The sequence below is a fragment of the Micromonospora sp. NBC_01739 genome (assembly GCF_035920385.1).
In the GTDB taxonomy this organism is placed as follows: domain Bacteria; phylum Actinomycetota; class Actinomycetes; order Mycobacteriales; family Micromonosporaceae; genus Micromonospora.
The window spans coordinates 2,167,901-2,194,316 of record NZ_CP109151.1 but is presented as its reverse complement, the minus strand read 5'-3'; the positions used below and the strand labels follow the sequence as shown (position 1 = coordinate 2,194,316).

20 protein-coding genes and 1 pseudogene are annotated in these 26,416 nt (G+C 71.7%); 7 read left to right on the top strand and 14 right to left on the bottom strand.

What is annotated here, in order from left to right:
- Window positions 1–153 precede the first annotated feature (153 nt).
- Window positions 154–1,290 carry an acyl-CoA dehydrogenase family protein gene (locus OIE53_RS09765; RefSeq protein WP_442791397.1) on the top strand — a complete coding sequence of 379 codons (1,137 nt, stop codon included), beginning with the start codon at window positions 154–156 and terminating at the stop codon, window positions 1,288–1,290.
- 41 nt (window positions 1,291–1,331) lie between these two features.
- Here the strand turns inward: OIE53_RS09765 and OIE53_RS09760 are convergent, their stop codons facing one another.
- Genes OIE53_RS09760 through OIE53_RS09750 form a run of 3 tightly spaced genes read right to left on the bottom strand, consistent with a single transcriptional unit; the run spans window position 1,332 to window position 3,639 of the window.
- A complete protein-coding gene (locus tag OIE53_RS09760; protein ID WP_327026275.1) occupies window positions 1,332–1,898 on the bottom strand; it encodes a TetR/AcrR family transcriptional regulator in 567 nt (188 codons plus the stop codon).
- Window positions 1,895–2,689, bottom strand: coding sequence for an ABC transporter permease (locus tag OIE53_RS09755; RefSeq protein WP_327026274.1), 795 nt, complete (start codon window positions 2,687–2,689; stop codon window positions 1,895–1,897). Before OIE53_RS09755 ends, OIE53_RS09760 begins: the two co-directional genes overlap by 4 nt.
- A gap of 20 nt (window positions 2,690–2,709) precedes the next feature.
- Entirely contained in the window at window positions 2,710–3,639 is a 930-nt protein-coding gene (locus OIE53_RS09750) for an ABC transporter ATP-binding protein (protein ID WP_327026273.1), read from the bottom strand.
- 113 nt (window positions 3,640–3,752) lie between these two features.
- On the opposite strand from OIE53_RS09750, the gene OIE53_RS09745 reads away from it, so the two are divergent.
- The gene (locus tag OIE53_RS09745; RefSeq protein ID WP_327026272.1) at window positions 3,753–4,724 is read left to right on the top strand and encodes a GNAT family N-acetyltransferase; all 972 of its coding nucleotides are present in this window, start codon (window positions 3,753–3,755) and stop codon (window positions 4,722–4,724) included.
- Here the strand turns inward: OIE53_RS09745 and OIE53_RS09740 are convergent.
- The 7 genes from OIE53_RS09740 to OIE53_RS09710 all read right to left on the bottom strand — a co-directional run bounded on the left by OIE53_RS09740 (window position 4,718) and on the right by OIE53_RS09710 (window position 15,372).
- Window positions 4,718–5,554 carry a metallophosphoesterase family protein gene (locus OIE53_RS09740; RefSeq protein WP_327026271.1) on the bottom strand — a complete coding sequence of 279 codons (837 nt, stop codon included), beginning with the start codon at window positions 5,552–5,554 and terminating at the stop codon, window positions 4,718–4,720. The genes OIE53_RS09745 and OIE53_RS09740 overlap by 7 nt on opposite strands.
- A 78-nt stretch (window positions 5,555–5,632) precedes the next feature.
- Window positions 5,633–6,751, bottom strand: a complete 1,119-nt coding sequence (locus OIE53_RS09735) for a threonine aldolase family protein (RefSeq protein WP_327026270.1) — start codon at window positions 6,749–6,751, stop codon at window positions 5,633–5,635.
- 139 nt (window positions 6,752–6,890) lie between these two features.
- On the bottom strand, window positions 6,891–8,771 hold the full coding sequence (locus OIE53_RS09730; RefSeq protein ID WP_327026269.1) for a Xaa-Pro dipeptidyl-peptidase: 1,881 nt from the start codon (window positions 8,769–8,771) through the stop codon (window positions 6,891–6,893).
- A gap of 167 nt (window positions 8,772–8,938) precedes the next feature.
- On the bottom strand, window positions 8,939–10,561 hold the full coding sequence (locus OIE53_RS09725; RefSeq protein WP_327026268.1) for a bifunctional 3-(3-hydroxy-phenyl)propionate/3-hydroxycinnamic acid hydroxylase: 1,623 nt from the start codon (window positions 10,559–10,561) through the stop codon (window positions 8,939–8,941).
- Window positions 10,562–10,663: 102 nt separating this feature from the next.
- A complete protein-coding gene (locus OIE53_RS09720) occupies window positions 10,664–13,912 on the bottom strand; it encodes a BTAD domain-containing putative transcriptional regulator (RefSeq protein WP_327026267.1) in 3,249 nt (1,082 codons plus the stop codon).
- A gap of 121 nt (window positions 13,913–14,033) precedes the next feature.
- Window positions 14,034–14,552 (bottom strand): DinB family protein, encoded by a 519-nt coding sequence (locus OIE53_RS09715; RefSeq protein WP_327026266.1) that lies wholly within the window; start codon window positions 14,550–14,552, stop codon window positions 14,034–14,036.
- Window positions 14,553–14,646: 94 nt separating this feature from the next.
- Window positions 14,647–15,372 (bottom strand): DUF305 domain-containing protein, encoded by a 726-nt coding sequence (locus tag OIE53_RS09710; protein ID WP_327026265.1) that lies wholly within the window; start codon window positions 15,370–15,372, stop codon window positions 14,647–14,649.
- Window positions 15,373–15,615: 243 nt separating this feature from the next.
- Between OIE53_RS09710 and OIE53_RS09705 the strand changes: the two are divergent.
- Window positions 15,616–17,031, top strand: a pseudogene (locus tag OIE53_RS09705) (LVIVD repeat-containing protein); the annotation flags it as partial.
- 376 nt (window positions 17,032–17,407) lie between these two features.
- Here OIE53_RS09705 and OIE53_RS09700 read toward each other — a convergent pair.
- The gene (locus OIE53_RS09700) at window positions 17,408–19,063 is read right to left on the bottom strand and encodes a hypothetical protein (RefSeq protein ID WP_327026264.1); all 1,656 of its coding nucleotides are present in this window, start codon (window positions 19,061–19,063) and stop codon (window positions 17,408–17,410) included.
- A gap of 176 nt (window positions 19,064–19,239) precedes the next feature.
- On the opposite strand from OIE53_RS09700, the gene OIE53_RS09695 reads away from it, so the two are divergent.
- From OIE53_RS09695 to OIE53_RS09685, 3 genes are all read left to right on the top strand, one after another.
- Entirely contained in the window at window positions 19,240–19,566 is a 327-nt protein-coding gene (locus tag OIE53_RS09695; RefSeq protein ID WP_327026263.1) for a plasmid stabilization protein, read from the top strand.
- A 157-nt stretch (window positions 19,567–19,723) separates the two neighbouring features.
- Window positions 19,724–20,098: an MmcQ/YjbR family DNA-binding protein gene (locus OIE53_RS09690; RefSeq protein ID WP_327026262.1), complete on the top strand. Its 375-nt coding sequence runs from the start codon at window positions 19,724–19,726 to the stop codon at window positions 20,096–20,098.
- 182 nt (window positions 20,099–20,280) lie between these two features.
- Window positions 20,281–22,662: an alkaline phosphatase family protein gene (locus OIE53_RS09685; RefSeq protein WP_327026261.1), complete on the top strand. Its 2,382-nt coding sequence runs from the start codon at window positions 20,281–20,283 to the stop codon at window positions 22,660–22,662.
- Here the strand turns inward: OIE53_RS09685 and OIE53_RS09680 are convergent.
- Together OIE53_RS09680 and OIE53_RS09675 are read right to left on the bottom strand one after the other, a co-directional pair.
- Entirely contained in the window at window positions 22,595–23,176 is a 582-nt protein-coding gene (locus OIE53_RS09680; RefSeq protein ID WP_327026260.1) for a DedA family protein, read from the bottom strand. The genes OIE53_RS09685 and OIE53_RS09680 overlap by 68 nt on opposite strands.
- The gene (locus tag OIE53_RS09675) at window positions 23,173–23,934 is read right to left on the bottom strand and encodes an MBL fold metallo-hydrolase (protein ID WP_327026259.1); all 762 of its coding nucleotides are present in this window, start codon (window positions 23,932–23,934) and stop codon (window positions 23,173–23,175) included. The genes OIE53_RS09680 and OIE53_RS09675 overlap by 4 nt, the downstream gene beginning before the upstream one ends.
- 362 nt (window positions 23,935–24,296) lie before the next feature.
- Here OIE53_RS09675 and OIE53_RS09670 point away from each other — a divergent pair, with 362 nt between their 5' ends.
- Complete coding sequence (locus OIE53_RS09670) at window positions 24,297–26,066, top strand: family 43 glycosylhydrolase (protein ID WP_327027137.1); 1,770 nt, start codon at window positions 24,297–24,299, stop codon at window positions 26,064–26,066.
- Between the two features lie 74 nt (window positions 26,067–26,140).
- On the opposite strand, the gene OIE53_RS09665 is transcribed toward OIE53_RS09670, so the two are convergent.
- Complete coding sequence (locus OIE53_RS09665) at window positions 26,141–26,314, bottom strand: DUF6767 domain-containing protein (protein WP_327026258.1); 174 nt, start codon at window positions 26,312–26,314, stop codon at window positions 26,141–26,143.
- Between the last annotated feature and the right edge of the window lie 102 nt (window positions 26,315–26,416).

The following is a 26,416-nucleotide window of genomic DNA, read 5'->3' as shown; positions in this document are numbered from 1 at the left end:
TCAGGGCCTGGCCACCGCGCACCGGGTGGCGGGGGACCCTCGACGCGCTCGACGCCACGGCCTGGCCGTGGGGTGATCGCGCACCTGAACCGCGCCGGAAGGAAACCGCCCGTGACCCTGACCGTACCCGCGTCCACCCTCGACTACTTCGGGATCGACTCCCTCATCGACGAGGACACCCGGCAGCTCCAGGCCGCCGTGCGGGCCTTCGTCGACCGGCGGGTCCGGCCGCACATCGCCACCTGGTACGAGGACGGTCAGTTGCCGGCCCGGGAACTGGCCCGGGAACTCGGGGAACTCGGCGTGCTGGGGATGCACCTGACCGGGTACGGCTGCGCCGGCACCTCCGCCACCGCCTACGGGCTGGCCTGCTACGAGTTGGAGGCCGGCGACTCCGGGTTGCGCTCCCTGGTCTCCGTGCAGGGTTCCCTGGCCATGTACGCGATCTGGCGGTTCGGGTCGGAGGAGCAGAAGCAGCAGTGGCTGCCCCGGATGGCCGCCGGTGAGGCGATCGGCTGCTTCGGGCTGACCGAGCCGGACTTCGGCTCGGACCCCTCCGGCATGCGCACCCGGGCCCGCCGGGACGGCGGCGACTGGGTGCTCGACGGCACCAAGATGTGGATCACCAACGGGTCGATCGCGGACGTGGCCGTGGTGTGGGCCCGCACCGACGAGGGGGTACGGGGGTTCCTGGTGCCCGCCGGCACCCCCGGCTTCACCGCACCGGAGATCACCCGCAAGCAGTCCCTGCGCGCCTCGGTCACCTCCGAACTCGTCCTGGACGGGGTCCGGCTGCCCGCCGAGGCCATGCTGCCGGAGGCGGCCGGGTTGTCCGGGCCGCTGTCCTGCCTCAACGAGGCCCGGTTCGGCATCGTCTTCGGGGCCCTAGGCGCGGCCCAGGACTGCCTTCAGACCACCATCGAGTACGCCCGCACCCGGCAGATCTTCGACCGGCCGCTGGCCGCGTACCAGGCCACCCAGCTCAAGCTCGCCGACATGAGCCTGGAACTGGGCAAGGGCATGCTGCTGGCCATGCACCTGGGGGCGGCCAAGGACGCCGGCACAATGGACCACCGGCAGGTGAGTCTCGGCAAGCTCAACAGCGTCCGGGAGGCCATCGCGATCGCCCGGGAATGCCGCACCATCCTCGGGGCGGCCGGCATCACCCTGGACTATCCGGTCATCCGGCACGCCGCGAACCTGGAATCCGTGCTGACCTACGAGGGCACCTCCGAGGTGCACCAGTTGATCATCGGCCAGGTGCTCACCGGCCACTCCGCCTTCCGCTGAGCCGACCCGCCCCGGGGTTTCCCCCGGGGCACACAGGCCGGTCAGCCGGTGCCGCGGGGGCGGGCGCCGTCGAGGAAGAGGGCGACGATCCGGGCCGGGCCGGTGTCGTCGGTCAGGTCGGCGGCGCGGGCCAGGTGCAGGAAGGCGTTCATCAGGAACTCCGGTTCCCCGGCGACCAGGCCCGCCTGTCGTGCCTCGGTGAAGAACTCGGTGACCGGGGCCAGCAGCAGGGCGACGTAGCGGGCCGAGACGTGGTCCCTGGTCGCCTCGCTGACCAGGGGAAGGGCGTCGTAGATGCGCTGCTCGAAGGTGATCGCCTCACCCTTCTGCCCGGCCACCACGGTGGCCAGGGCGTGCAGCCGCTGCTCGACCGCACCCGGGTCGGCCAGGGCGGCGGCGACCTGCCCGCCGACGGCCTGGATGTAGCGTTCGGCGACCGCGATGTAGAGGTCCTCCTTGCCACCGGGGAAGTGGTGGTAGATGGAGGGCTTCTGGATGCCGACGGTCCGCCCCACCTGCGCCAGGGAGATCCCCGGGTAGCCGGTGGCGGCCAGTTGCTCGGCGAAGGCGTCCATGATCTGGACGCGGGTGTCAGGCTGCGGACTCATCGGTTCTTCCTAGCGGTGCGCAGGGCCAGGGCACAGGCGGCCATCCCGGCGACGATCAGGACGGCGACTGCGGCCACACCGGCGGGGGCGGCGGTCAGCGGGTCGCCGCCACCGAGCTGACGGGCGGTTTCGACGATATAGGTCAGCGGGTTGACCATCGCGATCACCCGCATCCAGGTGGCCAGGTCGTCCACCGGCGCGAAGACCCCGGTGAAGAAGGAGAGCCCGAACACGGCGAGGGTGACCAGGCCGGTGGTGGAGGCCGAGACCGACCGGATGGCCAGCGCGGTGCTCAGCAGCGCGACCCCGAGCCCCAGGGCCGCCAGCAACAGGAACACCCCCAGCACCCCGGGCCAGCTCTGCGGACGGTAGCCGATCAGGGCCGCGCCGAGGACCGTGACGACCATCTGCACGGCGACCGCCAGCAGGGCGGCGACGACCGGGCCGACCAGGAACGGCACCGTGCTGCCGTGGGCCAGCCGCAGCCGGTCCAGGTAACCGCTGGTCAGGTCGCGCAGGACCAGGGTGCCGGCGGCACCCGCCCCGGTGGCCACCCCGGTGAGCAGGATCAGCGGGAGCAGGAAGGCGATGAAGTTCGTCCCGTGCAGGTAGCTACTGCCGACCGTGGTGAGCTGCCCGGCGTAGACGAGCAGGAAGAACAGGCTCTGCGCGACCGGTGAGATCGGCAGCGCGGGCGAGCGGAGCACGGCCCGGGTGGATCGGCGTACGGCGGCGACAACGACCGGAGCCGGAGTGCGGCGGGGCGGGGCGACCGCCAGCGGGAGGGTCATCGGATGCCTTTCGGTGGGGGTCAGCGGGCGGCCAGGGCGACGAACACGTCGTCCAGCGAGGGTTCGCGCAGGTGCAGTCCGGTGAGGTCTCCGGTGCGGTCGCGGATCTCGTCCAGGGCGTCGCGCAGGGCGGCCGGGTCCTCGGAGATGCTCAGGCGTACCCGGTCGCCGTGCTCCTCGTCGGCTTGGAAGCCGATCCGGGAGTGGGCGACGAGGGCCTTGGCGGTGGCCTCGCTGGTCAACTCCAGGGTCAGGGTGCGGGTGCCCACCCGTTGTTTGAGGGAGGTCGGGGTGCCCTGGGCGACCAGCCGTCCCTCGCGCAGCACCGCGATGTCGGTGGCCAGGACGTCGGCCTCGTGCAGGTCCTGGGTCGAGATGAGCAGGGTGGTGCCGCCCTGGTTGAGCCGGGTCAGTTCGGCCCAGAAGTCGAGGCGGGCCAGGGGGTCCAGGCCGGTGGTGGGCTCGTCCAGGATCACCAGCCTGGGCTCGGCGACCAGGGCCACGGCCAGGTCCAGCTTCCGGCGGGTGCCGCCGGAGAGGGTGGCCACCCGGGAGGCGCGGTGCTCGCCCAGGTCGAACAGGTCCAGCAGGTCGCGGGTGCGCTGGGTCCGCTGCCGCCGCCCCAACCCCAGGGCCACCGCCTGGAAGTCGAGCACATCGGCCGGGGTGGCCAGCGGGTCCAGGGCGTTCGACTGCGGCGCCAGGCCGATCAGGCGTCCCGCATCGCGGGCCTGGGTCACGGTGTCGAATCCGCCGACCCGGACCGAGCCGCTGGTCGGTACCCGCAGGGTGGCGATGATCTCCAGCAGGGTCGATTTGCCCGCGCCGTTGTGCCCGAGGACGACGCAGCGGCTGCCCGGCTCGACCCGGAGGGTCAGCTCGTCCAGGGCTCGGCGGGTTTTGTAGATCTTGGTGAGATCGGTGATCTGCACGATGGGCTCCGGGGTCATGCCACCAGCCTACCTACCGATAGGTAGGGTGTTTGAGCGGGGGTCAACCAGCCCCCGTGCGGGGCGAGAAAACCCGGTGCCCGGTGTGTTGGCGGGCACTAGGGTGTCGCCCCATGAGCCCTGCGGAGATTCGGCCCTTGGCCGCCGGTGACCTGACGGCCTGCGGCGAACTGCTGGCCCAGCGGCACCGTCGGCACCGCACCGTACAGCCGTTGCTGTCCGCGCGCTTCGAGACACCGGAGGCCGCCGTAGCCGAGGTCAGGGCCGCCTTCGAGACCCCGGAAGCCTCCGGGGCGGTGGCGATCCGGGCCGGGGTGCCGGTCGGCTTCGTGCTCGGGGCGCCGAAGACCTCGCCGCTGTGGGGGCCGAACATCTGGGTCGAAGCGGCCGGGCAGGCGAGCACCGACCCCGAGGTGATGCGCGACCTGTACGCCGCCGCCGCGACCCGCTGGGTCGACGAGGGCCGCACCGCCCACTATGTCGTCGTACCGGCCCATGACGAGGATCTGGTCCGGGCCTGGTTCCGGCTGGGCTTCGGCCAGCAGCACGCCCACGCCGTCCGACCGGCCACCAAGCCGGCGGCGGCACCCCGGCCGGAAGGGCTGTCGGTGCGCCGGGCCACCCGGGCCGACATTCCGGACCTGGCCCGGCTCGACCTGGAACTACCGGTGCACCAGGGACTGTCCCCGACCTTCTCGGCCGGGCAGGTCGGCACCGTCGAGGAGAGCCTGGAGGACTGGGCCGAGGAGATCGACGACCCGGAGTACGTCACCTTCGTCGCCGTCCGCGACGGCAAGGTGGTCGGCTCCGCGATCGGCTGCGCCTTGGAGAAGTCGAGCGCTCACCTGGGCCCGGCCCGCCCGGACAACGCCGGGTTCCTCGGCTTCGCCGCGGTGTTCCCCGCCGCCCGGGGGGCCGGTGCCGGTCGGGCCCTCGGCACCGCCGTCCTCGACTGGGCGGTCGACAGCGGTTTCGACTGCGTGGTCACCGACTGGCGGGTGACCAACCTGCTGTCGTCGCGCACCTGGCCCCGGCTCGGCTTCACGGAGACCTTCCTGCGCCTGCACCGCACGATCGGCTACTGACCGGGGGCCCCGAAGATCCGGCGCAGGGGGTCGGGGGCCGGTCCTCGCTTGCTCCACTCCCGGGGATAGCCGAGCGAGACCTCCTCGAACCGTACCCCGTCGTAGTGGGTGGTGCGGGGGATGTGCAGGTGGCCGTAGACCACCGCGGCGGCCCGGAACCGGACATGCCAGTCCGCGGTGAGCACGGTCCCGCACCACTGGGCGAACTCCGGGTACCACAGCACCTCGGTGGGCTGACGCACCAGCGGCCAGTGGTTGACCAGCAGGGTCGGCAGGGCCGGGTCGGTGGCGGCCAGGCGACGTTCGGACTCGGCCACCCGGGCGTGACACCAGGACTCCCGGTCCGGATAGGGGTCCGGATGCAGCAGCATCTCGTCGGTGCAGACCACCCCGGTGGCGTACGCCTGCCGTAGCGCCTCCTCCTTGGTGGCCGCCCCCGGCGGCCGGAAGGTGTAGTCGTAGAGCAGGAACAGCGGCGCGATCGTCACCGGCCCGCCCGGCCCGTGCCAGACGGCGTAGTCGTCCTCCGGGGTGAGGACCCCGATGTCCCGACACATCCGGACCAGCTCCCGGTACCGGTGCTCGCCGCGCAGGCGTACCGGATCGGCGGTGTGGGTCCACAGCTCGTGGTTGCCGGGGGCCCAGATGACCTGGGCGAACCGGCTGCGCAGCAGGCGCAGGGTGGCCTCGATGTCCGCGAAGCGTTCGCCGACGTCACCGGCGACGATCAGCCAGTCGTCCGCCGACTCCGGCTCGATCCGGTCGACGATCCGTCGGTTGTCCGGGTACGCGACATGCAGGTCGCTGGTAGCGAAGAGTGATCCGGTCATCCCCCCGATCATGCCAGCCCGCCGGCCGTCCGACAGCCCTCGAAAGTGCCGTCGTGCCGCGCACCTGACCCTCGACCGTCAGGTGGCGTGCCTGAGCAGGTGATGCAGGAGGCTGACGACCTCCTCGGGCGTGAACTCCATGGCGTTCTCCCCGACGGTCACCTCGAACGAGCACCGGTCGGGGTCCGGCGCCGACCGGGTACGGCCGAACAGCTCCACCCCGGTGTCGGCGAGCAGGGTCTCGGCCGCCCGCTCGGCGGCGGCCGGGCCGACCGGCAGGTGCACATGGAACAGCGGCGTCTGCGGTGGGTTCGGCACCACCCGGGCCACCCCGTCGGCCGTGATGGCCGCCGCGATCGCCACCGCGTGGTCGCGGTATGCCGCCAGCCGGGGCAGGTGGGTGTCCAGGCCGTGCAGGGCGGCGAGCGCGATGGGCCAGGCGTCGTAGACGTCGCCACCGAGCCGACGCCGCCAGAGCCGGGCCTCCGCTAGGAGGTCACGCGGCCCGGCGAGCACCGCCCCGCCGGTGCCCTGAAGCCCCTTGTAGAGCGAGACGTACGCGGTGTCGAACAATCCGGCGATCTCCGCGAACGGCCGGGCGTAGTACGTCTGGGCCTCCCACAGGCGCGCACCGTCGAGGTGGATCGCCGCACCCCGTTCGCGCATCGCCGAGGTCTGGGCGACCAGGTCCTCCCACTCCGGCAGCAGCCCGCCGATGTCGCGCTGCGGGAGTTCCCAGAGCACCGCCGCCAGCGGTTCGCCGAGGGCGGCCAGGTCGGTAAGGCGCATCAGCCGGTGCCGGTCGCCGACCGGGTGACACCGCAGACCGTGCACGACGGCGTACCCCTGATGCTCCCAGACCTCCAGGTGGCTCTGCGGATGGGCGGCGAACGCCCGACGCCCCCGGCGGTCGGCGTGAATGCGCAGGGTGACCTGCTGCGCCATCGTCCCGGACGGGAAGAACAGCGCCTCCTCCTTGCCGAGCAGCGAGGCGATCCGCCGTTCCAGGACGGCCACCGGACCGTCCGGGCCGTTGGGCGGTGTGTCGGCGTCGACCTGCGACAGCATCGCGCGCAGCAGCTCCTGCGGGCGGCGACGCAGGGCGGAGTGCAGGAACAGGGACCGTCGTACGGCCCGGGCCGGCGCGGGCTCCTGGGGCTGGCCGGCGTCCTGCGACGGAGAGGGCTCGGGGCTCATGCCGAGCAGCCTAGCTTGTTGCAAACTATTTGCAATAGCCAAGATCATGTGATCGGGCGGGGCTCCCGACGAGAACGAGCGGGTCCGCCACCGCAGTACCGGTGGCGGACCCGTGGGTCGTACGTGGTGGGCTACCGGCTCAGAAGACGAGGGCCTTCTTGCCGCCGACCACCGGCAGGCGCAGCTCACTGTGCTTGGGTGCGACCCGCAACTCGGTGCCGCCCAGCGGCAGCAGGGTGTACGCCTGGTCGGTGGAGAAGACCACCACACCGATGCGGTGACCCGCCGGGAAGACGTAGTCCTTCGGCTCCAGGGTCCACGTGAAGTCGTACAGCTTGCCCTGCTTCAGCGGCTCGCTGCGCGAGGCGCTCTTGCGGTTCTGCGGGTCCATCCATCCCCGGGTCACCACGGTCGGTGCAGCGGTCGAGCCCTCCGGGCCGTAGTTGACCAGGTACGCGGTCAGGTTGGCGTTCGGCTTGTTCTCGATCGCCATCCGCAGCCGCATCTCGGCCCGCCCGGAGATCCGTACCTCCTCGGTCAGCGCCGGGGTGCGGTAGACCAGCCGGTTGGGGTTGGCCACGTCCGGGGCGGCGACCAGCGAGTTCGGCGTCAGGGTGCGGCCGTTGTCGACGAAGCTCTGCTCGGTGGTGGCGTCCTTGGGCCGCTTGCCGGCGGTCAGGGTGCCCGGGCCGGTCGGGTCGGTGGCGCCGAGCTGGAGCTTCACCTCCCGGGTGGCCGGGTCCGGCCAGTTGGCGTACGTGGCGTTGACCCGGTTCTCACGCTGCACCACCGCGGTGGGCTCGTTCATGATGCCGTTGGGCACGTTCCACAGCCAGAAGTCGAACCAGCGGTTCTCGGTCTGCTTGTAGGTCCAGGTCTGACCGTCCGGCAGGGTAACCGCGGCGGTGTTGCCGGGGGAGCTGTGCCCACCCTGGTGCAGCCAGATCTTGCGCGGCACCTTGTGCTCGGCCAGCTCGTCCCACCAGCCGGCGAACTGCTCGGTGCGCACGTTCCAGTCGTTGAGGCCGTGCACCACGAAGACGCTGGCCTTGACCTTCTTGGCGTCGAGGTAGTCCCGGTCGGCCCAGAACTTCGAGTAGTCGCCGGTGACCCGGTCCTGCTCCTCGGTCAGCTGCGCCATCTCGTCGGCGCAGTGGCCCTCGGAGCGGGCCCGGCCGGCGGTGTACTTGGCCAGGATGTCGGCGTCCTCGCCCTGGTAGCCGCCGGGGGCGACGACCAGGCCGTTGGCCCGGTAGTAGTCGTACCAGCTGCTGATCGCCGCGACCGGGACGATGGTCTTGAGACCCTTGACTCCGGTGGTGGCGACCTGGTTGGGCAGGGTGCCGTTGTAGGAGGCGCCGGTCATGCCGACCGCACCGGTGCTCCAGTCGGCCTTGGCCGGCGCGCCGGCGGCGTCGTAGCCCTCGGCCCGGCCGTTGAGCCAGTCGATGACCGCCTTGGTGCCGAGGGTCTCGGCCTGGTCACCGCTGGTCGGGCAGCCGTCCGAGTCGCCGGTGCCGACGCTCTGGCCCAGCACCACCGCGTACCCGCGCGGCACGTAGTAGTCGTCCAGCTGGCCGGGCAGGTTGGGCTTGGTCACCGCGCCCTGGTCCTCGACGTCGGCGGACAGCGAGGCGGACCGACGGGTCAGGCCGTTCTGCGGCAGGTCGTCGACCAGCACGCTGTGGTAGGGCACGCTGCCCCAGGTGCCCTTGCGGTACGGGCTGTGCTCGAAGATGACCGGCACCTTGAAGCCTTCGGTGGCGGTCTCCCGGGGACGGGAGATGTCGATCGCCACCCGGTCACGACGGCCGTCGCTGTCGGTGTCCAGCGGGGTCTCGACGTACACCCGCTCGACGACCGCGTCGGCGAAGGAGAAGACCGGCTGGGTCATGCCGTCGGCTACCACGATGCCGGGGGTGGCGGCGGGCGCGGGTTTCGCGGAGACCGGGCTGGCGCTGAGCACCAGGGCACCGGTCACACCCACGCCCACCAGGGCTAGATGGGGGGTTCGACGCACGTAAGTTCCCTTCACTCGGCTGTTGGCCGAAGTCAACAAGGGGGTTGGGGGTTGATGATCCACATGCTAGACCTGGTCACCGGGCCGGCGGCACCCCCACTCACTCCCCTGACGTGCGAAAGTCTGAATGGGAGGCCGATGCCGTCTGTTCGGTCCACCCTGGGGGGTCAGGCGGCCGCCGCCTGACCCACCGACCTGGACCCTCGCAGGGTCCCCGCCAGGGCGCCCAGCACCTCCACGGTGGAGCCGAGGGCGAAGACGAAACGGTCCGGTCGCAGCAGCACCGCCTCGCAGCGGTGCCGCCGTAGCCAGGGGATGATCACGTTGTCGAGGTCGATGACATGTACCCGCTCATCGGCGGGCTCGGCCCCGGGTGACGCCGGGCCGGCGGCGTCGCCGGGGTGCACCACGATCGCGCGGACCGGCGGACGAGCCGGTCCGCCGGCCGGTACAGAGGTGCCCAGCACCGCGAAACCGGCACCCAGCACCTCGTCCAGCAGGACCGGGACCCCCGACCCGAGCAGGGCCACCCGCGGCTGCGGGAACATCGTGCCCACCGCCCCGTAACGCCGCCCACCGGCGAACAACCCCTGGTCGTACGCCGGAAGGGGCTTGAACTCGAAACGTCGCACGAACCGGCGGACCCGGGGCAGGGTCTGCGCGGCCCGTAGCGCGGTGTCCCGCAGCCAGGCCGCGCGACGGTCGCGGGCCAGGAACACCCGCCCCAGCCGGACACTGGTGGCGGCCATCGCGGCGGTGTGTGGACGCCGCTCGGTCTCGTAGCTGTCCAACAGGGCCGGGTCCGCCTCCCCGTCCAGCACCAGGGCGAGTTTCCAGGTCAGGTTCGCCGCGTCACGCAGCCCGCTGCACAGCCCCTGACCGAGGAAGGGGGGCATCTGATGAGCGGCGTCGCCCAGCAGGAACACCCGACGCTCCCGCCACCGCCGGGCGATGAGCTGGTGGAAGGTGTAGATCACCGCCCGGGTGACGGTGAACCGGGCCGGATCGACATACGGCTCGATCAGGGCGGCGATCCGATCCGGTCGGGTCATCTCGGCCTCGGTCTCGCCCGGCCGGAGCATGAACTCGGCCCGGTAGCTACCCCGGGCACCGGGGGAGACGAAGGCCGGGCGCCGCCAGTCGCAGACGAAGGTGGTGTGCGCCCGGCGGATCCCCTCCGGCGGCACCTCACCGGAGACGGCCAGCCACGGTTCGGCGTAACTGGCCCCGGCCAGGGGGATGTGCACGGCCGCCCGGGTGGTGCTGCGGGCACCGTCGCAGCCCAGCACGTACCGGGCCCGCACCGGGTACGACTGGTCGGTGTGCAGGTCGCGCAGCACCAGGTGCACCCGCTGGTCGTCCTGGTACAGGCTGACCAGTTCGGTGCCCAGCCGCAGTTCCACCTGGTCGTAGCGGTCCAGCCCGGCACGCAGTACCCCCTCCAGCCGAGGCTGGTCGAAGAAGTTCAGCGGGGCGTGGCCGAAGCCGAAGTCGACCTGGGAGAAGTCGATGGTGGCGAAGGTACGGCCGGCGGCGTTGAGATAGTCGGCCCGGGTCGGCTGGTGCAGGTCGGCACCGATGGAGTCCAGCAGGCCGACCTGCTGGTAGATCCGCAGCGCCTCGTCGTCGCAGGAGAAGGCCCGGGGCTGACCGTGCGGTGTCGTGCTGCGCTCCACCACCAGGGTGCTGACCCCGCGCAGACCGAGCAGGTTGGCGGTCAACGCCCCGACCGGGCCGCATCCGACCACCACGACGTCGACCTCTGCGGCTGCTGGCTGAGCGGGCTTCATGACTGTTCCTCCCACGGGACCGCCCGACGCTCCGGGCGTGGATCTGACCGGGTCAGCACAGCAACCGGGGGTGGAAGGCCCGTGGAGATGATGTGGAGGTGGTCAGGGACCGGCCGTGGAGAAACCGTTGAGCGGCGGTGGGAAGCGGGCGAGCAGCAGGCCGGCGCCCTGCTCTGCGGCGAGCCGGGCGCCGGTGGCCAGCGCGGCCGGATCCTCGCGGGCCAGACCGCGTACCCGGTGCAGTTCGGCGGCGAACACGGTCTCACCGAGCCGGTCGGCCACGGTCAGGCCCTCCCGCGCCAGCTCCGCCGCGGTGTCGCGGTCACCGGCGGCCAGGTACGCCTCCGCCATCCCGCCGTAGGTGACCGTGCGGGTGGCGCGCAGCCCGGGACGGTAGATGCCCTCCGCGGCGGCCCGCATCGCGGCCAGCCGCTCGGGGGCGCCGTCGCGGGCGGCGGCCCACTCCAGGAAGAACTCACCGGTGGCCACGAAGTGCGGCATACCGTGGGCCGCGCCGATCTCCCGGCATCGGTCGGCGGCGGCCCGCACGGTCGGCACCTCCCGCTCCTGAAGCCCCATCCAGGCGGCGAACAAGGCGGCGTTGGCCCGGCCGTACAGGTCGTCCGTCTGCTCGGCTAGCAGCTCGGCGTCGCGGATGTCCCGGCGGGCGGCCACCGGGTCACCGCGCAGGGACCGGACCAGGGCCCGGAAGTTGTGGGCGGCCAGCACCGGCAGCCGACCCACCTGCCGGCCGAGCTGCCGGGTGTCGACCCCCCGAAGCCGGTCGATAGCGGCGGTGAGCCGATCCTCGGCCACCTCCAGCCGCCCGGTGAAGTAGCCGACCACACCGAGCAGGTACTCACCGGCCGCGACCGTCAGCTCCGTACCGTCGCCCTCGGCCAGCCGCTCGGCCAGCTCGGCGGCACCGGCGTAGTCGGCCTGGTTGGCGGCCAGCTCACCCAGCGCCCACAGGGCCGGCCGCACATCGGTCTGCGGGTCGACCAGGGCCAGCAGGTCACGAGCCCGGGCACAGACCTGGTCGACGGCGTCGGCACCCACACCCACCGTCATCTGGAGCAGGGCGGCCCGGTGCAGTTGCACCTCGAGTTCGGTGCGGGCCGCCGCCGGGGAGGCGGCGACCCGGGCCAGCCGCTGCGCCGCCCGGTCCAGATGACCCAGGGCGTCCTCGTAGGCGAACCGGCGGGTGGCGTCGTCGGCCGCGGCCAGGGTCCACCGCAGATGCTCCTCCTCGTGACCGAGACCGACCGCCCGCCCGTAGTGGTGTGCCAGCTCGGCCGGGCCGACGACCCCGCAGCGCTCGTACGCCTGCGCCAACCGGGCGTGCAGGGTGGCCCGCCGGGGCGGGGGCAACTGCCCGTAGGCGACCTCGGCGAACAGGGGGTGCCGGAACCACACCGCGCCGGGCTCGGCCTCGGTCACCAACTCGGCGGTGTAGGCCGCGCTCAGCGCCTCGGTGATCTCCTCGGCCGGCCTCCCGAGGACCTCGGCCATCGTGGTGGCATCCAGATCGCGCCCGGCCACCCCCAGCAGGGCCAGGCAGTCGCGGGCCGGGGCGGGCAGCCGGCCCAGGCGCAGCCGGACGGTGTCCCGGATGCTCGGTGGCAGGTCCGTGCCGGCCGGGTCGGCCCGCAGCAGTTCGGTGATGAAGAAGGGGTTGCCGCCGGTCCGGTTGACCAGCCGCGCCAGCACAGGCTCGGCCGGTGCGGCCCCGGTGCGCTGCCGCACCAGGTCGGCCACCGCCTCCGCCGCCAGCCCGGTCAGCCGCAGTTGGTCGAATCCCGGTCCGCAGGCCAGTTCCGCCACCGTGGCCACCAGCGCCGGGTCATGGTCGTACGGCCGCAGGGTGGCCAGGACCAGCGCGCGGGCACCGGCCAGGGCCGGGACGAGGAACCGCAGCAGCAGCAGGGAATCCGGGTCGGCGGCGTGCAGGTCGTCCAGCACCACGAGCAGCCCGGCCGGCTCGGCCGCCGCGCGGACCAGTTCCGCCACCGCCTCGTACGCCTGGAACCGGGCCGCCGGATCGGGGGACACCTGGCGGGTCGGATCGTGGGCCGGCCCGACGGCGAACCCCTCCAGGCCGGGTACCGATCCGCTGGTCCCGACCTGCGGCATGGCCACCAGGGCCCGCACCACCTGCCGCCACAGCCAGAACGGCGGCGCCTGCCCGAGATCGGGACAGCGCCCCCACACCACCGCCACCCCCTCGGCCTGGGCCAGGGCGGTGACCCTGGTGGCCAGGCTGGTCTTGCCGATGCCCGGCTCGCCGACCAGCACGGCGGTGCGGCCATGCTCGCGGGTAGCCGCGGTCAGCGCCGCCACCAACCGGGTCAGCTCCGCGCTCCGACCCACCAGCGGCCCCGCAGGGTCACCGGGGGCCCTCGGCCCGAGGTGGGTGTCGGGGGTCCTGGGCGCGAGGTGGGCCCCGGGGGTCTCCGGCAGGTGGTGTGCGCCGGAGGTCCTCGGCAGGTGGTGGGCGTCGGGGGTGTCCGAGGCGGACAGCGCGGCAGTCTGATCGCCGGTGCCGGTGCCGGTGCCGGTGCCGGTGCGGGGGAGGACCGGTCGGCCGGCGGCCGGCTCGACCGCCTGGTCCAGGATCGCGGCGTGCAGCTCACGTAGCTGCACCCCCGGATCGATGCCGTACTCCTCGGCCAGGATCCGACGCCCCTCGTCGTAGGCGGCCAGCGCCTCGGTCTGCCGCCCGGCCCGGTACAGCGCCAGCATCAACTGGGCGCGGGCGGCTTCGCGTACCGGGTGGTCGGCCACGAACTGGCGCAGCTCGGCGAGGACGGCGCCGTGCCGACCGGCGGCGACGGCCGCGGTGAACCGGCCCTCCTCGGCGATGAGCCGCAGCTCGGTCAGCCGCGCCGCCTCGGGACGCACCACGGTCAACTCGGCGGCCCCGGTCATCGGCTCGCCCCGCCACAGCCGCAGGGCGTCGAGGTAGTCGCGTTCGGCGACCGCGGGTGCCCCGGCGCTCAGCCGGTCGGCCGCCCGGTCCACCAGTCGTCGGAACCGGACGGCGTCGATGTCGTCCGGGTCCACCCGCAGCTGGTAGCCCTTCGGCTGGCTACACAGGACCCGGGCCGCCTCGCCGGGGGAGCGGTGCGGCTCCACCGCCCGCCGCAGTCCGGCTACGTGGGTGCGTAGGGTGATCTCGGCACTGGGCGGGGGCCGGCCGTCCCACAGGGCGTCGACCAGCCAGTCGGTGGCGACGAACCGGTTCGGCCGAAGCAGCAGCAGCACCAGCAACGCCCGCTGTTTCGGCCCACCGAGCGGCACCACCTGCCCGTCCCGGACCACCTCCGGCGGCCCCAGCACCCGGAACTGCACCCCACCACCATCTTCGGCCCGACCTGGCCCGGCCGAGTATGCCAGGCGATGATCCGCCGGACCTGTCATCGCTCAACCGGTGTCCTGATCGGAATCCGACAGTCGTCGCGCTGGCAGAGGATCAGCCCATGGTCTTGGCGCCGTCGATGGCCTCGCGGATGATGTCGGCGTGACCGGCGTGCTGGGCGGTCTCGGCGATGAGGTGCAGCAGCACCCGACGGGCGGACCAGCGGGCCCCGGGGGTGAACCACGGCGCATCGGGCAGCGGCTGGCTGAAATCCAGATCCGGCAGGGTGCGGATCAGGTCGTCGGTCTGCTTGGCGGCCTCGTCGTAGGTCGCGAGCACGCCGGCCAGGGTCTCGCCCGGCGACATCTGGAACATCTTCGCGTACTGCTCGAGACTGGCCGGGTCACCGGCGTCAGGCAACGCGGTCGGCCCGGCCTGGATGAAGTTCACCCAGTTCCGCTCGGTGCCGGCGACATGCTTGATCAGCCCGCCCAGGCACAACTCGCTGACGGTGCTGCGCAGGCCGATCTGCTCGTCGGTCAGGTCACGCGTGGTGTTCCGCAGGAAGAACCGGTGCAGTTGCAGGGTCTCCAGCAGGTCGGCGCGCTCGGCGGACAGGGTGGGCTCGGCCATCACAGGCCCCTCTCGTCGGTGTCAGCCGCACGCTATCGGCCACCCCCGACACCTTCACCGATCCCGACGAGCGCGACCGGTGCGGCACGGAGGGTCAGCTGCCCGCCAGTGCCTCGCGCATCCGGTTGATCTCGACGTTCTGCTCCACGATCACGCTGCTGGCCAGCTCGTTGACGAGGCGATCGGAGCCGAGCACGAGCACCTCCTCGGCCATCTTGATCGCGCCCTCGTGATGCTCGGTCATCATGGTCACGAACATCCGGTCGAACTCCGCCCCGCGAGCGGCGGTCAGACGGTTCAGCGCCTCCGCCGTCTGCATGCCGGACATGGTGTGGCGGTGGTCGCCGCCGGAGTTGCGGTTCAGACCGCGTTCGGCCAGCCAGGTCTCCATGTACTTGATCTCGGGTTCCTGGGCCGCCAGCATCCGTTCCGCCATGCGCTCGAGCTTCTCGTTCTCGGCCCGTTCGGCGACCAGTCGGGCCATCACCAGGGCCTGCTCGTGGTGCGGGATCATCATCGTCATGAATCGGACGTCGGCGTTGTTGTGCGGGTCCCGGGGCAGGGCCGACACCTCGTTCGCCGGCGCCGTCCGGGCCGCCTCACCGGGACGGCCGGGCATCAACACCGGTGCGGTGGAGTCCGGCAGGCCGGGGGACTCGGTCGACTGCGAGGGGCTGGCGGTCGCCGCCGGCTCCGACCTGTCGTCCGGCAGCAGGAACAGCACCGCCGCCCCGACGACGGCCACCGCCAGTACCGCCAGTTCGATGAGGACGACCGCCCGCGACTGGCGGAGAACCTTGCCTATCCGTACGCCTTGCACGACTTGCCTCCCGCGGTGGACCTAGCCTGGCCGGGATCGTAACGCGACCTGCGGATATGACAGCAGGGGTTGGTGGCGAGAAAAAGGCGTCATTAGTCGTTCCTGCGGTTGTTCGTGCTCCCGGTGTTGCCTAATCGTGATCATGGTGTCCGGTCTACTGTGGCCCAAATCACAAAAATTCTCGGTGCCGCAGGTTATCGTCCCGCTACCCCCAATTTCACCCACGACGAAGGGTGTAACTACATGTCACAACCGACTGCGCGAGGGAAGCGGAGGGCCGTCCTCGGCCTCGCCGCCACTGGCGCCCTCCTCCTCAGCACGGTCGCGGCGGCGCCGGCAAGCGCCGCCGCGAACGTGATCCCGGGCGTTGACGAGATCGTCAGCAGCGCCAACCTCACCCAGATCGCCAACGTGCCGAAGTTCGGCGGCCTCGCCGCCGAGTCCTCGTACAACAGCGACCTGGCCTTCCAGGGCGACCACGTGTTCGCCGGCAACTACAACGGGTTCAACGTCTACGACGTCAGCAACCCGGCTTCGCCGCAGGTGGTCAGCCAGGTCATCTGCCCCGGCGGCCAGGGTGACCCGTCGGTCTTCGGTAACCTGCTGTTCTTCGCGGTCGACTCGGCCCGCAGCGACGACTCGTGCAACAGCGGTGCCGGCTCGGTGGCCAACCCGGACCACTGGGAAGGTGTGCGGATCTTCGACGTCAGCGACAAGGCGAACCCGCGGTACATCAAGTCGGTCCGCACCGACTGCGGTTCGCACACGCTGACGCTGGTCCCCGGCAAGGACAAGGTCGTCGGCAAGGGCAAGAAGGCCAAGACGGTCAAGGCGACGGACCTCTACGTCTACGTCCAGTCGTACAGCCCGTCGGCGACGGCGGCGTACTGCAAGACGCCGCACGACAAGATCTCGATCATCAAGGTTCCGCTGGCGAACCCGACCAGCGCCTCCGTGGTGTCCACTCCGGTGCTCTTCCCGGACGGCGGCGGCGCCCGCACCAGCGGTTGCCACGACATCACCGCCTACCCGGAGCTGGACCTCGCGGCCGGCGCCTGCATGGGTGACGGTGTGCTGATGGACATCTCCGACCGGGAGAACCCGGTGGTGCTGAGCCAGGTCCAGGACACGAACTTCGCGTTCTGGCACTCGGCCACCTTCAACAACGCCGGCACCAAGGTGATGTTCACCGACGAGCTCGGCGGCGGCAGCGGCGCGATCTGCACCTCGGCCTACCGGACCAACCAGGGCGCGAACGCGTTCTACGACATCGTCGGCTCCGGCGCCGACCGTCGCCTGGTCTTCGCGAGCTACTTCAAGATCCCGCGGGAGAACAGCAACACCGAGAACTGCGTGGCCCACAACGGCTCGCTGATCCCGGTGATGGGCCGCGACGTCATGGTCCAGGCCTGGTACCAGGGCGGCATCTCGGTGATCGACTTCACCGACTCCGCCAACCCGGTCGAGCTCGCCTACTGGGAGCGGGGCCCGCTGTCGGACACCACTCGCATCCTGGGTGGCTCCTGGTCGGCGTACTGGCACAACGGCTACATCTACTCGAACGACATCCAGAAGGGCTTCGACGTCCTCAAGTTGGACGACCCGCGTACCAACAACGCGCGGGCGATCGCCTTCGAGGAGCTCAACGTCCAGACCCAGCCCAGCTACCCGGCCTGCACCAAGGTGCTGACCGGTAAGCAGAAGAAGGGCAAGCTGGAGGTCAAGTCCGGCATCACCTGCATGGACGGGGCGAGCGTGAACGGCTCGATCAAGGTCAAGGAAGGCGCTGGCCTGATCATCTTCAACTCGACGGTGAACGGTTCCATCGACGCGAAGAAGGCCTCGGTGGTGTCGATCGTGGAGAGCACCGTCAAGGGCAAGGTCAAGACCGAGGACATGGACCACAAGCACTGCCACGTCCACAAGAGCAAGGTCACCGGCGGCGTGCACAAGCGCTGACCCGGTACCTGTCAACAGCACCACAAGCTCCGGCCCGGCGGTCTCCCCGCCGGGCCGGAGCCCTTGGTGGTCCGGGTCAGTCCCGACACAGGGGTACGTCCGGCTCCACGACTGTGCGGTTGATGATGTCCTTGCTGATCAGGGTCGCCTCCTTCGGGATCGGCACCCCCAGCACGATCTCGATCGCCTTGGCCAGGGGTTGGGAGACGTTCAGGCCCTCACCGGCCCGGGCGGTCACCACCAGGGTGGTACCCCGACACTTCACCGCCGGCCCGGCCAGGGGCAGACCCACCCGCCCGGCCGCCGAACCGTTGGTCAACCCCAGGGAGGCCACCACGCCGACGAAGGGGCCCGCGCCGGCCACCGGCAGGCCGAGCATCAGACCGAAGCGGAACTCCGCGGCCACCACGATCGCCTCGACACCCACCGACACCCCGCGCAGGGACTGCATGATGCTCTCCTGCACGGAGAAGGTCGGGGTCAGCACCGAGCCCCCCTCGTACCCGATCGGGCCGGTCAGTCCCCACCGGCCGGTACCCGAGATGTTGCCGTTCTTGGCGGTGAAGGCCGTCTGGACCAGGAACTTGAAGGTCTGCTTGAGGGTGGCCGGGAAGCCACCGATGATGATCGGCTGGCTCAGCTCGATCGGCAGCTCGATCCGCGCCTTCTTGTTGTCGCTCAACCCGCCCTGGGCCCCGGCCGCGATCGTGATGGCCAGGCCCTGCACCCCGTCGATGCGGAACCGGGGGTGGGGGATCACCCCGTTGGTCACCTTCACCTTGCCGGACAGCCGCAGGTTGTCGAGCAGCAACTGGATGTCGAAGTCGACCTTGAGGCCGGAGGCCGCCGTACTGTGCTGAGCGGTCAGGCCCACCTTGGTCCGGCCCGCGTACGCGGTGACCCCCCACCCGCCGATCTTCCGTTCCATGCTGTGGGCCGCACCCGCCCCGCCCGGGGCCCGCGCCGGCCCGAGGACGATCGGGGGTACGGCCAGGTGCAGGTCGGACAGTCCGGCGGGGTCCGCGCCCAGGCCGCTAGCGCCGCTCCCTGAGCCGAGTGCGCTCCCGCCTGGGCCGATGGTGTTCCCGCCCAGGCCGATGGCGTTCCCGCCCAGGCCGATGGCGTTCCCGCCCAGGCCGATGGCGTTGCCGCCCAGGCCGATGGCGTTGCCGCCCAGGCCGGTGGCCTGCGCCGGGTCGGGCAGCACGGGGGTGGCCGGTGCCTCCTGCTCGACCACCTCACCGAGCAGGTCGGGTAGCGCACTGAACTGCTGCGTGGTCAGATCCAGCGGTTGGTCGATGGTGAGGTCCGCGTCCCGGATCACCTCGGTCAACTGCACCGGAGCCAGGGTGACCGCCCGGTCCCCGCCGGACTTCTGGACCCGTACCACCCGGCCGACCGCCTGACTGGTGGCAAACATGATCTTGCCGGGCTCCAGGTCCTCCGCTCCCGGCGCGTCCCCGTCGATGACATAGGTGAACCCGTCGTCGCTGACCGAGCGGATGACCTTGCCACCGCCCTCGACGAGCACCACGTCCGGCTGGTAGACCACGGAGTCGTCCGGCTTCGGGGCGTACCCGTACCGGTCGTCGGCCGCCCCGCCGCCACCCGGCAGCTTGACCCCGCTGCATCCGGCGGTCAGCACGACGGCACAGATCAGGGCCAGTGCACCGGCTGATCCACGACGGATGACGGCCGCGTCGACCCGGCCGGCGAACGGATTGCTCAGCATCTTGTGACGCTATGCCGGAGCAGGCCCGCGCCGAATCCGGTGTTTCCCTACGAATCACAGCTGACGCTTGTGTGGCCCTCTCCCGGTCGAGGCGTCGACTGTCGATATGTTTGGCCCCGCCGGGCCGGGGCATGTCTGCCCCGAGAGGACAACGTCCCAGGTCGCGGGAGGAAGCGATGCCAGCAGGATCGAGTCCCAAGCGGGAACGGCAGTACGAACACATCAAGGCCAGCGCCAAGAAGCGCGGGGTGGGGGAGCGCCGCGCCGAGGAGATCGCCGCGCGTACGGTCAACAAGGAACGGGCCCGCGCCGGCGAGTCGCGTACCGTCAGCCGATCGTCGCTCGACGACGTCTCCTCCGGCCACCGGGGCGGCAAGCGGTCGCACCGCGGGGCGCAGGGGCGCACCAGGGAACAGCTCTACAACGAGGCCCGCCAACGCGGCATCCGAGGCCGCTCCCAGATGTCGAAGGCCCAGCTGGAGAAGGCCCTGTCGGCTCGGTGAGGCCCGCCGCCATGACGCCGAAACGGCGGGGTGGGCAGCGGCGGGAAACCGCCGTTTCGGCGTAACGGAGTCGATCAGCCCGCGACCGGCGTCGGGATGTCCGACCCGCCCACTAGCCTGGGCGGTATGCAGCAGGCAGTGTCCGGTGGCGGCCCCCATGGCTGACGCCGAGGACGTACGGCGACTGGCGCTGGCGTTGCCCCAGGTGGTGGAGATCGAGAGCAAGGGCTTCGACTTCCGGGTGGCCGACAAGGGCTTCGTCTGGTCGTATCCCGAGCGTCGACCCGGCAAGCCCCGCGTCATCCGCACCGACATCGCCGTGCTGTACGTCGGCGACGAGGCCGAGAAGCAGGCGCTGCTGCTGGGGGAACCGGACAAGTTCTTCACCACCGGCGGCTACGAGGGGTTACCCCTGGTCATGCTGCGACTGGCGCGGGTGGACGCCGACCGCCTCGCCGAACTGGTCACGGACGCCTGGCGGATGCGCGCCCCGGAATCCCTCCTAGCCGAGATCGAGGAGCGCACCGGCTGACCCACGCCTCCGTCCAGACCAGGCCACCGCCTGCCCCGTTGAGGCTGCCGCCTGCGCCCTGACGTTGCTCCCGCTCAGTCGCGGTGCCCGCGCCGTTGAACCTGGCCTCGGGGGTGTCCGGGCAGCCACCCACCGGACCCGCATTTTGGATCTTGGTGGTTCGGCTGTGGCATGGTGACGGAATGGAACCGCAGGTGGCAGCCGGACAGGCCCGACCCGAGACCGTTCGGCTCGGCCTGCGGTTGCTGCGGGACTACCACCGGCCGACCCTCGCCCGGATGCGGGCGCTGCTGCGCAGCATGACGACCTCGTTCGTGGTGCTCAGCGCGACATTCTGGCTGTTGCCCGGGGTGAACACCACCGGCCTGGTGGGCCTGCTGTGGCTGGTCGGTCTGGTCACCGCGGTCGGCGCGGTGCTACGACCCCTGCTGCTGGCGCTGGCCACCGCCCTCGGTGGACTGGGTGCCCTGGGCATCGGGGTGGGGGTGCAGGCCGTCGTGATGTACGTGGCGCTGCGGCTGGCCCCGGAGGCCCAGGTGGCCGGGTTCCCGGTGGCCTTCGCCGCCGCCTGGCTGGCGGTGGCGCTCGCCGCGCTGGTGAACTGGCTGGCCGACGCCGGCACGGACGACTCGTTCGTCAGTGAGATGCTGCGGTTGATGGGTCGGGTCCGCCGAAGCGCGGACGGCCGCCCGCACTGGCGACGGTGGCGCCGGCGTACGGTCGCGACCACCGGAACCACCGAGGTGGCCGAACCGGCCGAGGGGTTGTTGATCATCCAGCTCGACGGGGTGGCCACCCCGGTGGTGCAGTGGGCGGTGCGCGCGGGCAACCTGCCCACCATCGGCCGCTGGCTGCGTTCGGGCAGTCACCGGATGACCCGCTGGCACACCGGGCTGCCGGCCACCACCCCGGCCGCCCAGGCCGGCCTGCTGTACGGCGAGGTCAACCAGGTGCCGGCCTACCGCTGGTACGAGAAGGCCGGCGCCGACGGCGCACCGGGTCGGCTCGTGGTCACCAGCCGTCCCCGGGACGCGGCCGAGGTCGAGCGGCGGGTCTCCACCGGTCGGGGTCTGCTGCGCGACGGCGGGGTCAGCATCAGCACCGCCTTCTCCGGTGACGCTCCCACCAGCCTGTTCACCATCAGCCGCGCCGGGCTGCCGGGGCGCTCCACCCCGGGCTATGCGGCCTTCATGACCAGCCCGTACGGCTTCGCCCGGGCCTTGGTGCTCGGTGCCGGTCAGGTGTTGCGGGATGTGCACGGGGCCCGACGGCGGCGGGTGCGGGGGGTGCAGCCCAGGGCCGACCGGCGGGGGGCCTATCTGGCCCTGCGGCCCCTGGCCAATCTGCTCAACGACCTCAACGTGGCGCTCATCGCCGAGCAGATGGCCCGCGGTGCCCCCGTGGTCTTCTGCGACTTCGTCGACTACGACGAGGTGGCCCACCATGCCGGGCCGGCCCGGCCGGAGGCGATGGCGGCCCTGGAGGCGCTGGATCACACCCTGGGCATCCTGCAACGACTGGCCGCCGACGGGTCCCGGCGCTACCACGTCGTGGTGCTCAGTGACCACGGGCAGAGTCAGGGTGCCACCTTCCGCCAGCGCTACGGCGAGTCGCTGACCCAGTTGGTCCGGCGACTGACCGCCACCCAGGCGGTCCTGCCGGAGCCCACCGACGAGGAGCAGGCGGGACGCCCCGAGACGTGGGAGCGGGTAGACCGGCTGCTGACCGAGGTGACCGGCCGCAGCGGGATGACCGCCACGGCGACCCGGGTGGCGGTCTGGTCGGCGGCCGAACGCACCGAGCCGATGCGGGCGGCAGGGCGCACCGAGCCGATGCGGGCGGCCGAACGCACCGAGCCGGTGCCGGCGGCAGGGCGCACCGAACCCGTGCCGGCGGTGGAGGATTCCGAGCCGGAGACCGTGGTGGTGGCCTCCGGCAACCTGGCGATGATCTACCTGGCCCGTCATCCGGGGCGGCTGACCCGCGACCGGGTCGACACCCTGGCCCCCGGGCTGATCGACGGCCTGGCCGCACACCCCGGCATCGGGCTGGTCGTGGTCGACTCGGCCGCCGGTCCGTTGGCCATCGGGGCGCGGGGGGTGCACCGGCTGCGCGACGGCCAGGTCGAGGGGGAGGACCCGCTGGCACCGTACGGGCCGCGAGCCCGCCAGGACCTGCTGCGCCACCAGCGGATGGCGCACGTCGGTGACCTGGTGGTGATCAGCGCCGTGGAGCCCGGTCTGGAGGAGGTGCCGGCCTTCGAGGAACTGGTCGGCAGCCATGGCGGGCTGGGCGGATGGCAGAACGAGGCGCTGCTCATCCATCCCGCCGACTGGCCGCAGGAGGGTGACCTGGCCGGGCCGGAGGCGGTGCACCACCAACTGCTGCGGTGGCTGCACCGCCTGGACCTGCGTGCTCCGGACCCGGCCGAGCCGTCGGAGGAACTGGCCACCCCGGGTTCCGCCGACCGGGTGCACCGGCCGAGGCGGGTGCCGGCTACGGCGTCGCCGGTGGCTGCACCGGCATCGGCCGACGCCGTCCCCACCAGCCCAGTACCTGGCTGACCAGCAGCACGAGCACGATCGCGGCGATCACGCTCTGCCAGGGTTCCGGGAAGACGGCCCGGCCCAGCACCCCGATGGCGGCGTACAGGGCCGACCACAGCAGACTGGCCGGCAGGTTGAGCACGGCGAAACGACGCCAGGTCACTCCGGAGACCGCCGCGGCCAGCAGCACCGGCAACCGGCCGCCGGGGATCAGCCGGGACACCAGGAACAGTGATACCCCGGCCTCGCGTACCCGGGCGGAGACCCGGTCCAGTCGCTGCGGGCCGCGCAGCCAGCGCAGCCGCCGGGCGATGCGCTCCCCGCCCCAGCACAGGGCCAGGTAGACCGCCAGGTCACCGAGGTAGGCCCCGATCGCCCCGGCCAGCACCACGAGCAGCACGATCAGCGGATCCTGGTACGCGGCCAGGGCGGCGGCACCGCTGACCGCCGCGCCGGTCGGCACCACCGGGACGACGGCCCCGAACAGCACCACCACCGCCAGCCAGGCCAGCGCGCCGAGGGTGGCGGTCATCGCTGCGGCACGGTGACGGACTGACCCGGGTGCAGCACCCGCACCCGGGTGCCGGGGGCGATGGTCGAGGTGTGCCGGGCGAAGTCCTCCCCGGGATCGAAGAACCGGTCCGGACGGATCCGTTCACACCCGACGGGCCAGAAGGTGCCGTAGTGGATGGGCACCGCCCAGGCCGCGGCGGCCCGGCGTACCGCCTCGGCCGCGCCCTGCGGGTCCAGGTGGCCGGGCCCGAGGGTGGGACCCCAGCCGCCGACCGGAATCAACGCCAGGTCGACCGGCCCCAGGTCGGCCATCTGGTCGTGCAGGCCGGTGTCCCCGGCGAACCAGGTGCGGGTCCCGCCCTCGACCAGGTAGCCGATGGCGGGTGCCTGCTGCCGGGACCAGGGGCCCCGACCGGCGGGGTGGACCGCCGGTACGGCGTGGACGGTGACCGGGCCGATGGTGGTCTGCCGGCCGGGGGCCAGTTCGATGCAGTCGCCCGCGGCCGGGCCCAGCCTGCGGCGGACCAGGGGTGCGGCGCCGGCCGGCACCACCAGCGGGGTCCGGGTGGGCAGCCGGCGTAGCGAGGCGAAGTCCAGGTGGTCGGCGTGCAGGTGCGACACGAGTACGGCGTCCGGGGTCCCGGACAGTCGGGGGGTGGGGCCGCGTCTGCGCCGCAGGTGGGCCAGCCGGTCCCGCAGCAGGGGGTCGGTGAGCAGCCGCACGCCGGAATCCTCCAGCCACACCGTGCTGTGCCCGTGCCAGGTCAGATGGGCCACACCGACACCCGTACCGCCGCCATGCCTGCCACCGTATCCGCCCGGGTGACCGGCGCCCTCACCCGCCACCCACCGGGGACCGCGGGCCAGCCTTGCAGGAATCGATGAACTTCTTGTTGTGTGATCGCTCACATGTTAGCGTCACAAGCGGCTAGTGGGAGCCGAGAAGCACTTGATGTTGGCGCTAACATCTACCAATCCCGATGGCCTTAGCGGTTCCCGGCCACCGCGGTCCCGTCCCGGACCGGCCAGGTGAACCCGAAGCCCACCACCACCCTCAGGAGCCCATGGTGAAACCCGTACCCTCGCTGCTGCCCGGCGCAAGAGGTCGGCGTCGGCTCGCCTGGCTGGCCGTACCCCTGATGCTCGTGACCTTCTTCGCCGCCCCGGCGAAGGCGGACAACCCCATCGTCCAGCACGTCTACACCGCCGACCCGGCACCCCTGGTGCACAACGGTCGGCTCTACGTCTACACCGGCCGCGACGAGGACGCCTCGACCTACTTCACCATGCGGGAGTGGCGGGTCTTCTCCACCACGGACATGTCGAACTGGACCGACCACGGGGTGCCGATGAGCCTGAGCACCTTCGCCTGGGCGGACGCAAACGCCTGGGCCGGGCACGTCATCGAACGCAACGGCCAGTTCTACTGGTACGTGCCGGTGCGGCAACGGTCGAACGGGCAGATGGTCATCGGGGTGGGGGTGTCGAACTCACCCACCGGGCCGTTCCGGGACGCCCTGGGCCGTCCGCTCACCGGCAACGGGGAGATCGACCCGCACGCCTTCATCGACGACAACGGGCAGGCCTACCTCTACTGGGGCAACCCGAACCTGTGGTACGTCCGGCTCAACCAGGACATGATCTCCTTCTCCGGCAGCCCGACCCAGATCCCCCTGACCACGGCCGGGTTCGGCACCCGCACCGGCAACTCCAGCCGCCCCACCCTGTACGAGGAGGGTCCCTGGGTCTACAAGCGCAACGGGGTCTACTACAACATCTTCGCGGCCGAGTGTTGCAGCGAGTTCATCGCCTACTCCACCGCACCCGGCCCCACCGGACCCTGGACCTACCGGGGGACGGTCATGCCCCGGCAGGGGGCCAGCTTCACCAACCACCCGGGGATCATCGACTACGCCGGAAATTCGTACTTCTTCTACCACAACGGTGCCCTGCCCGGCGGCAGCGGCTACACCCGCTCGGTGGCGGTGGAACGCTTCACCTACAACGCCGACGGGTCGATCCCGCTGATGAACATGACCACCGGTGGTGCGCCGCAGATCGGCACCCTGAACCCGTACGTCACCCAGGAGGCCGAGACCATCAACTGGGGCAACGGCATCGAGACCGAGGCCTCCAGCGAGGGCGGGGTGAACGTCGGCTGGATCGAGAACGGCGACTGGATCCGGGTCCGGGGTGTCGCCTTCGGCACCGGGGCCTCCTCCTTCACCGCCCGGGTGGCCTCCGGGTCCAGCGGCGGCAACATCGAACTGCGCCTGGACAGCGCCACCGGCCCCCTGGTCGGCACCTGCGCGGTCCCCGGCACCGGCGGCTGGCAGACCTGGACCAACACCTCGTGCGCCGTCAGCGGTGCCACCGGCACCCGTGACCTGTACCTGCGGTTCACCGGCGGCAGCGGCTACCTGTTGAACATCAACAACTGGCGGTTCACCGGCGGCTCGGCCACCGGTGGAAACCTGCTGACCAACGGCACCATGGAGAACGGCACGACCGGCTGGTCGGTGTTCGGCAGCGGCACCCTGTCGTCGGCCACCAACGTCGTCCGGAGTGGGTCGCGGTCCCTGCTGCACAGCGGGCGCACCGGCTCCTGGAACGGCCCCAGCCAGGAGGTGACCTCGGCGCTGACCAACGGGCGGACGTACACCACGACCGTCTGGGTGCGTTCGCAGAGCGGCACCCCCTCGGTCCGGCCCACCCTGGCGTTGACCGCCAACGGCACCACGAACTACGTGCAGCTGACCCCGGCGGCGACAGTCAACGCCAACGGCTGGACCCAGCTCACCGGTACGGCCACCGTGTCGTGGAGCGGCACCCTGACCCAGGCCCGCTTCTATGTCGAGACGGCCTCCGGCACCGAGGGCTTCTACCTGGACGACGTCTCCCTGCAATGACCCGCACCACCCCGACGGGCCCGGCCACCGGTCGGGCCCGTCGGTCGGTCACCGCCGCACGGCAGGGACCCCGATCAGCTCGGCCGATGCATGCGGGCCGCCTCTCGGATGCCCGCCCACAACTCCTCGTCGGTCACCACCAGGTAGACCAGCGGGCAGTCCTGTGGGCCGGTGACCTCCAACTGGCACAAAGTGCACGGCTGATCGGGGCGAAGCGGACACCTGGCGTCCGGTCTGCGGCCCGTCATGCCCTCATGGTCTCCGCCCCGCACCCCCGCTGACCAGGCCGTTCGGCCCTTGTCCCCAGGCCGGGCTACGACCCGGGCCCCGGCGGGATCGCCGGGGCCCGG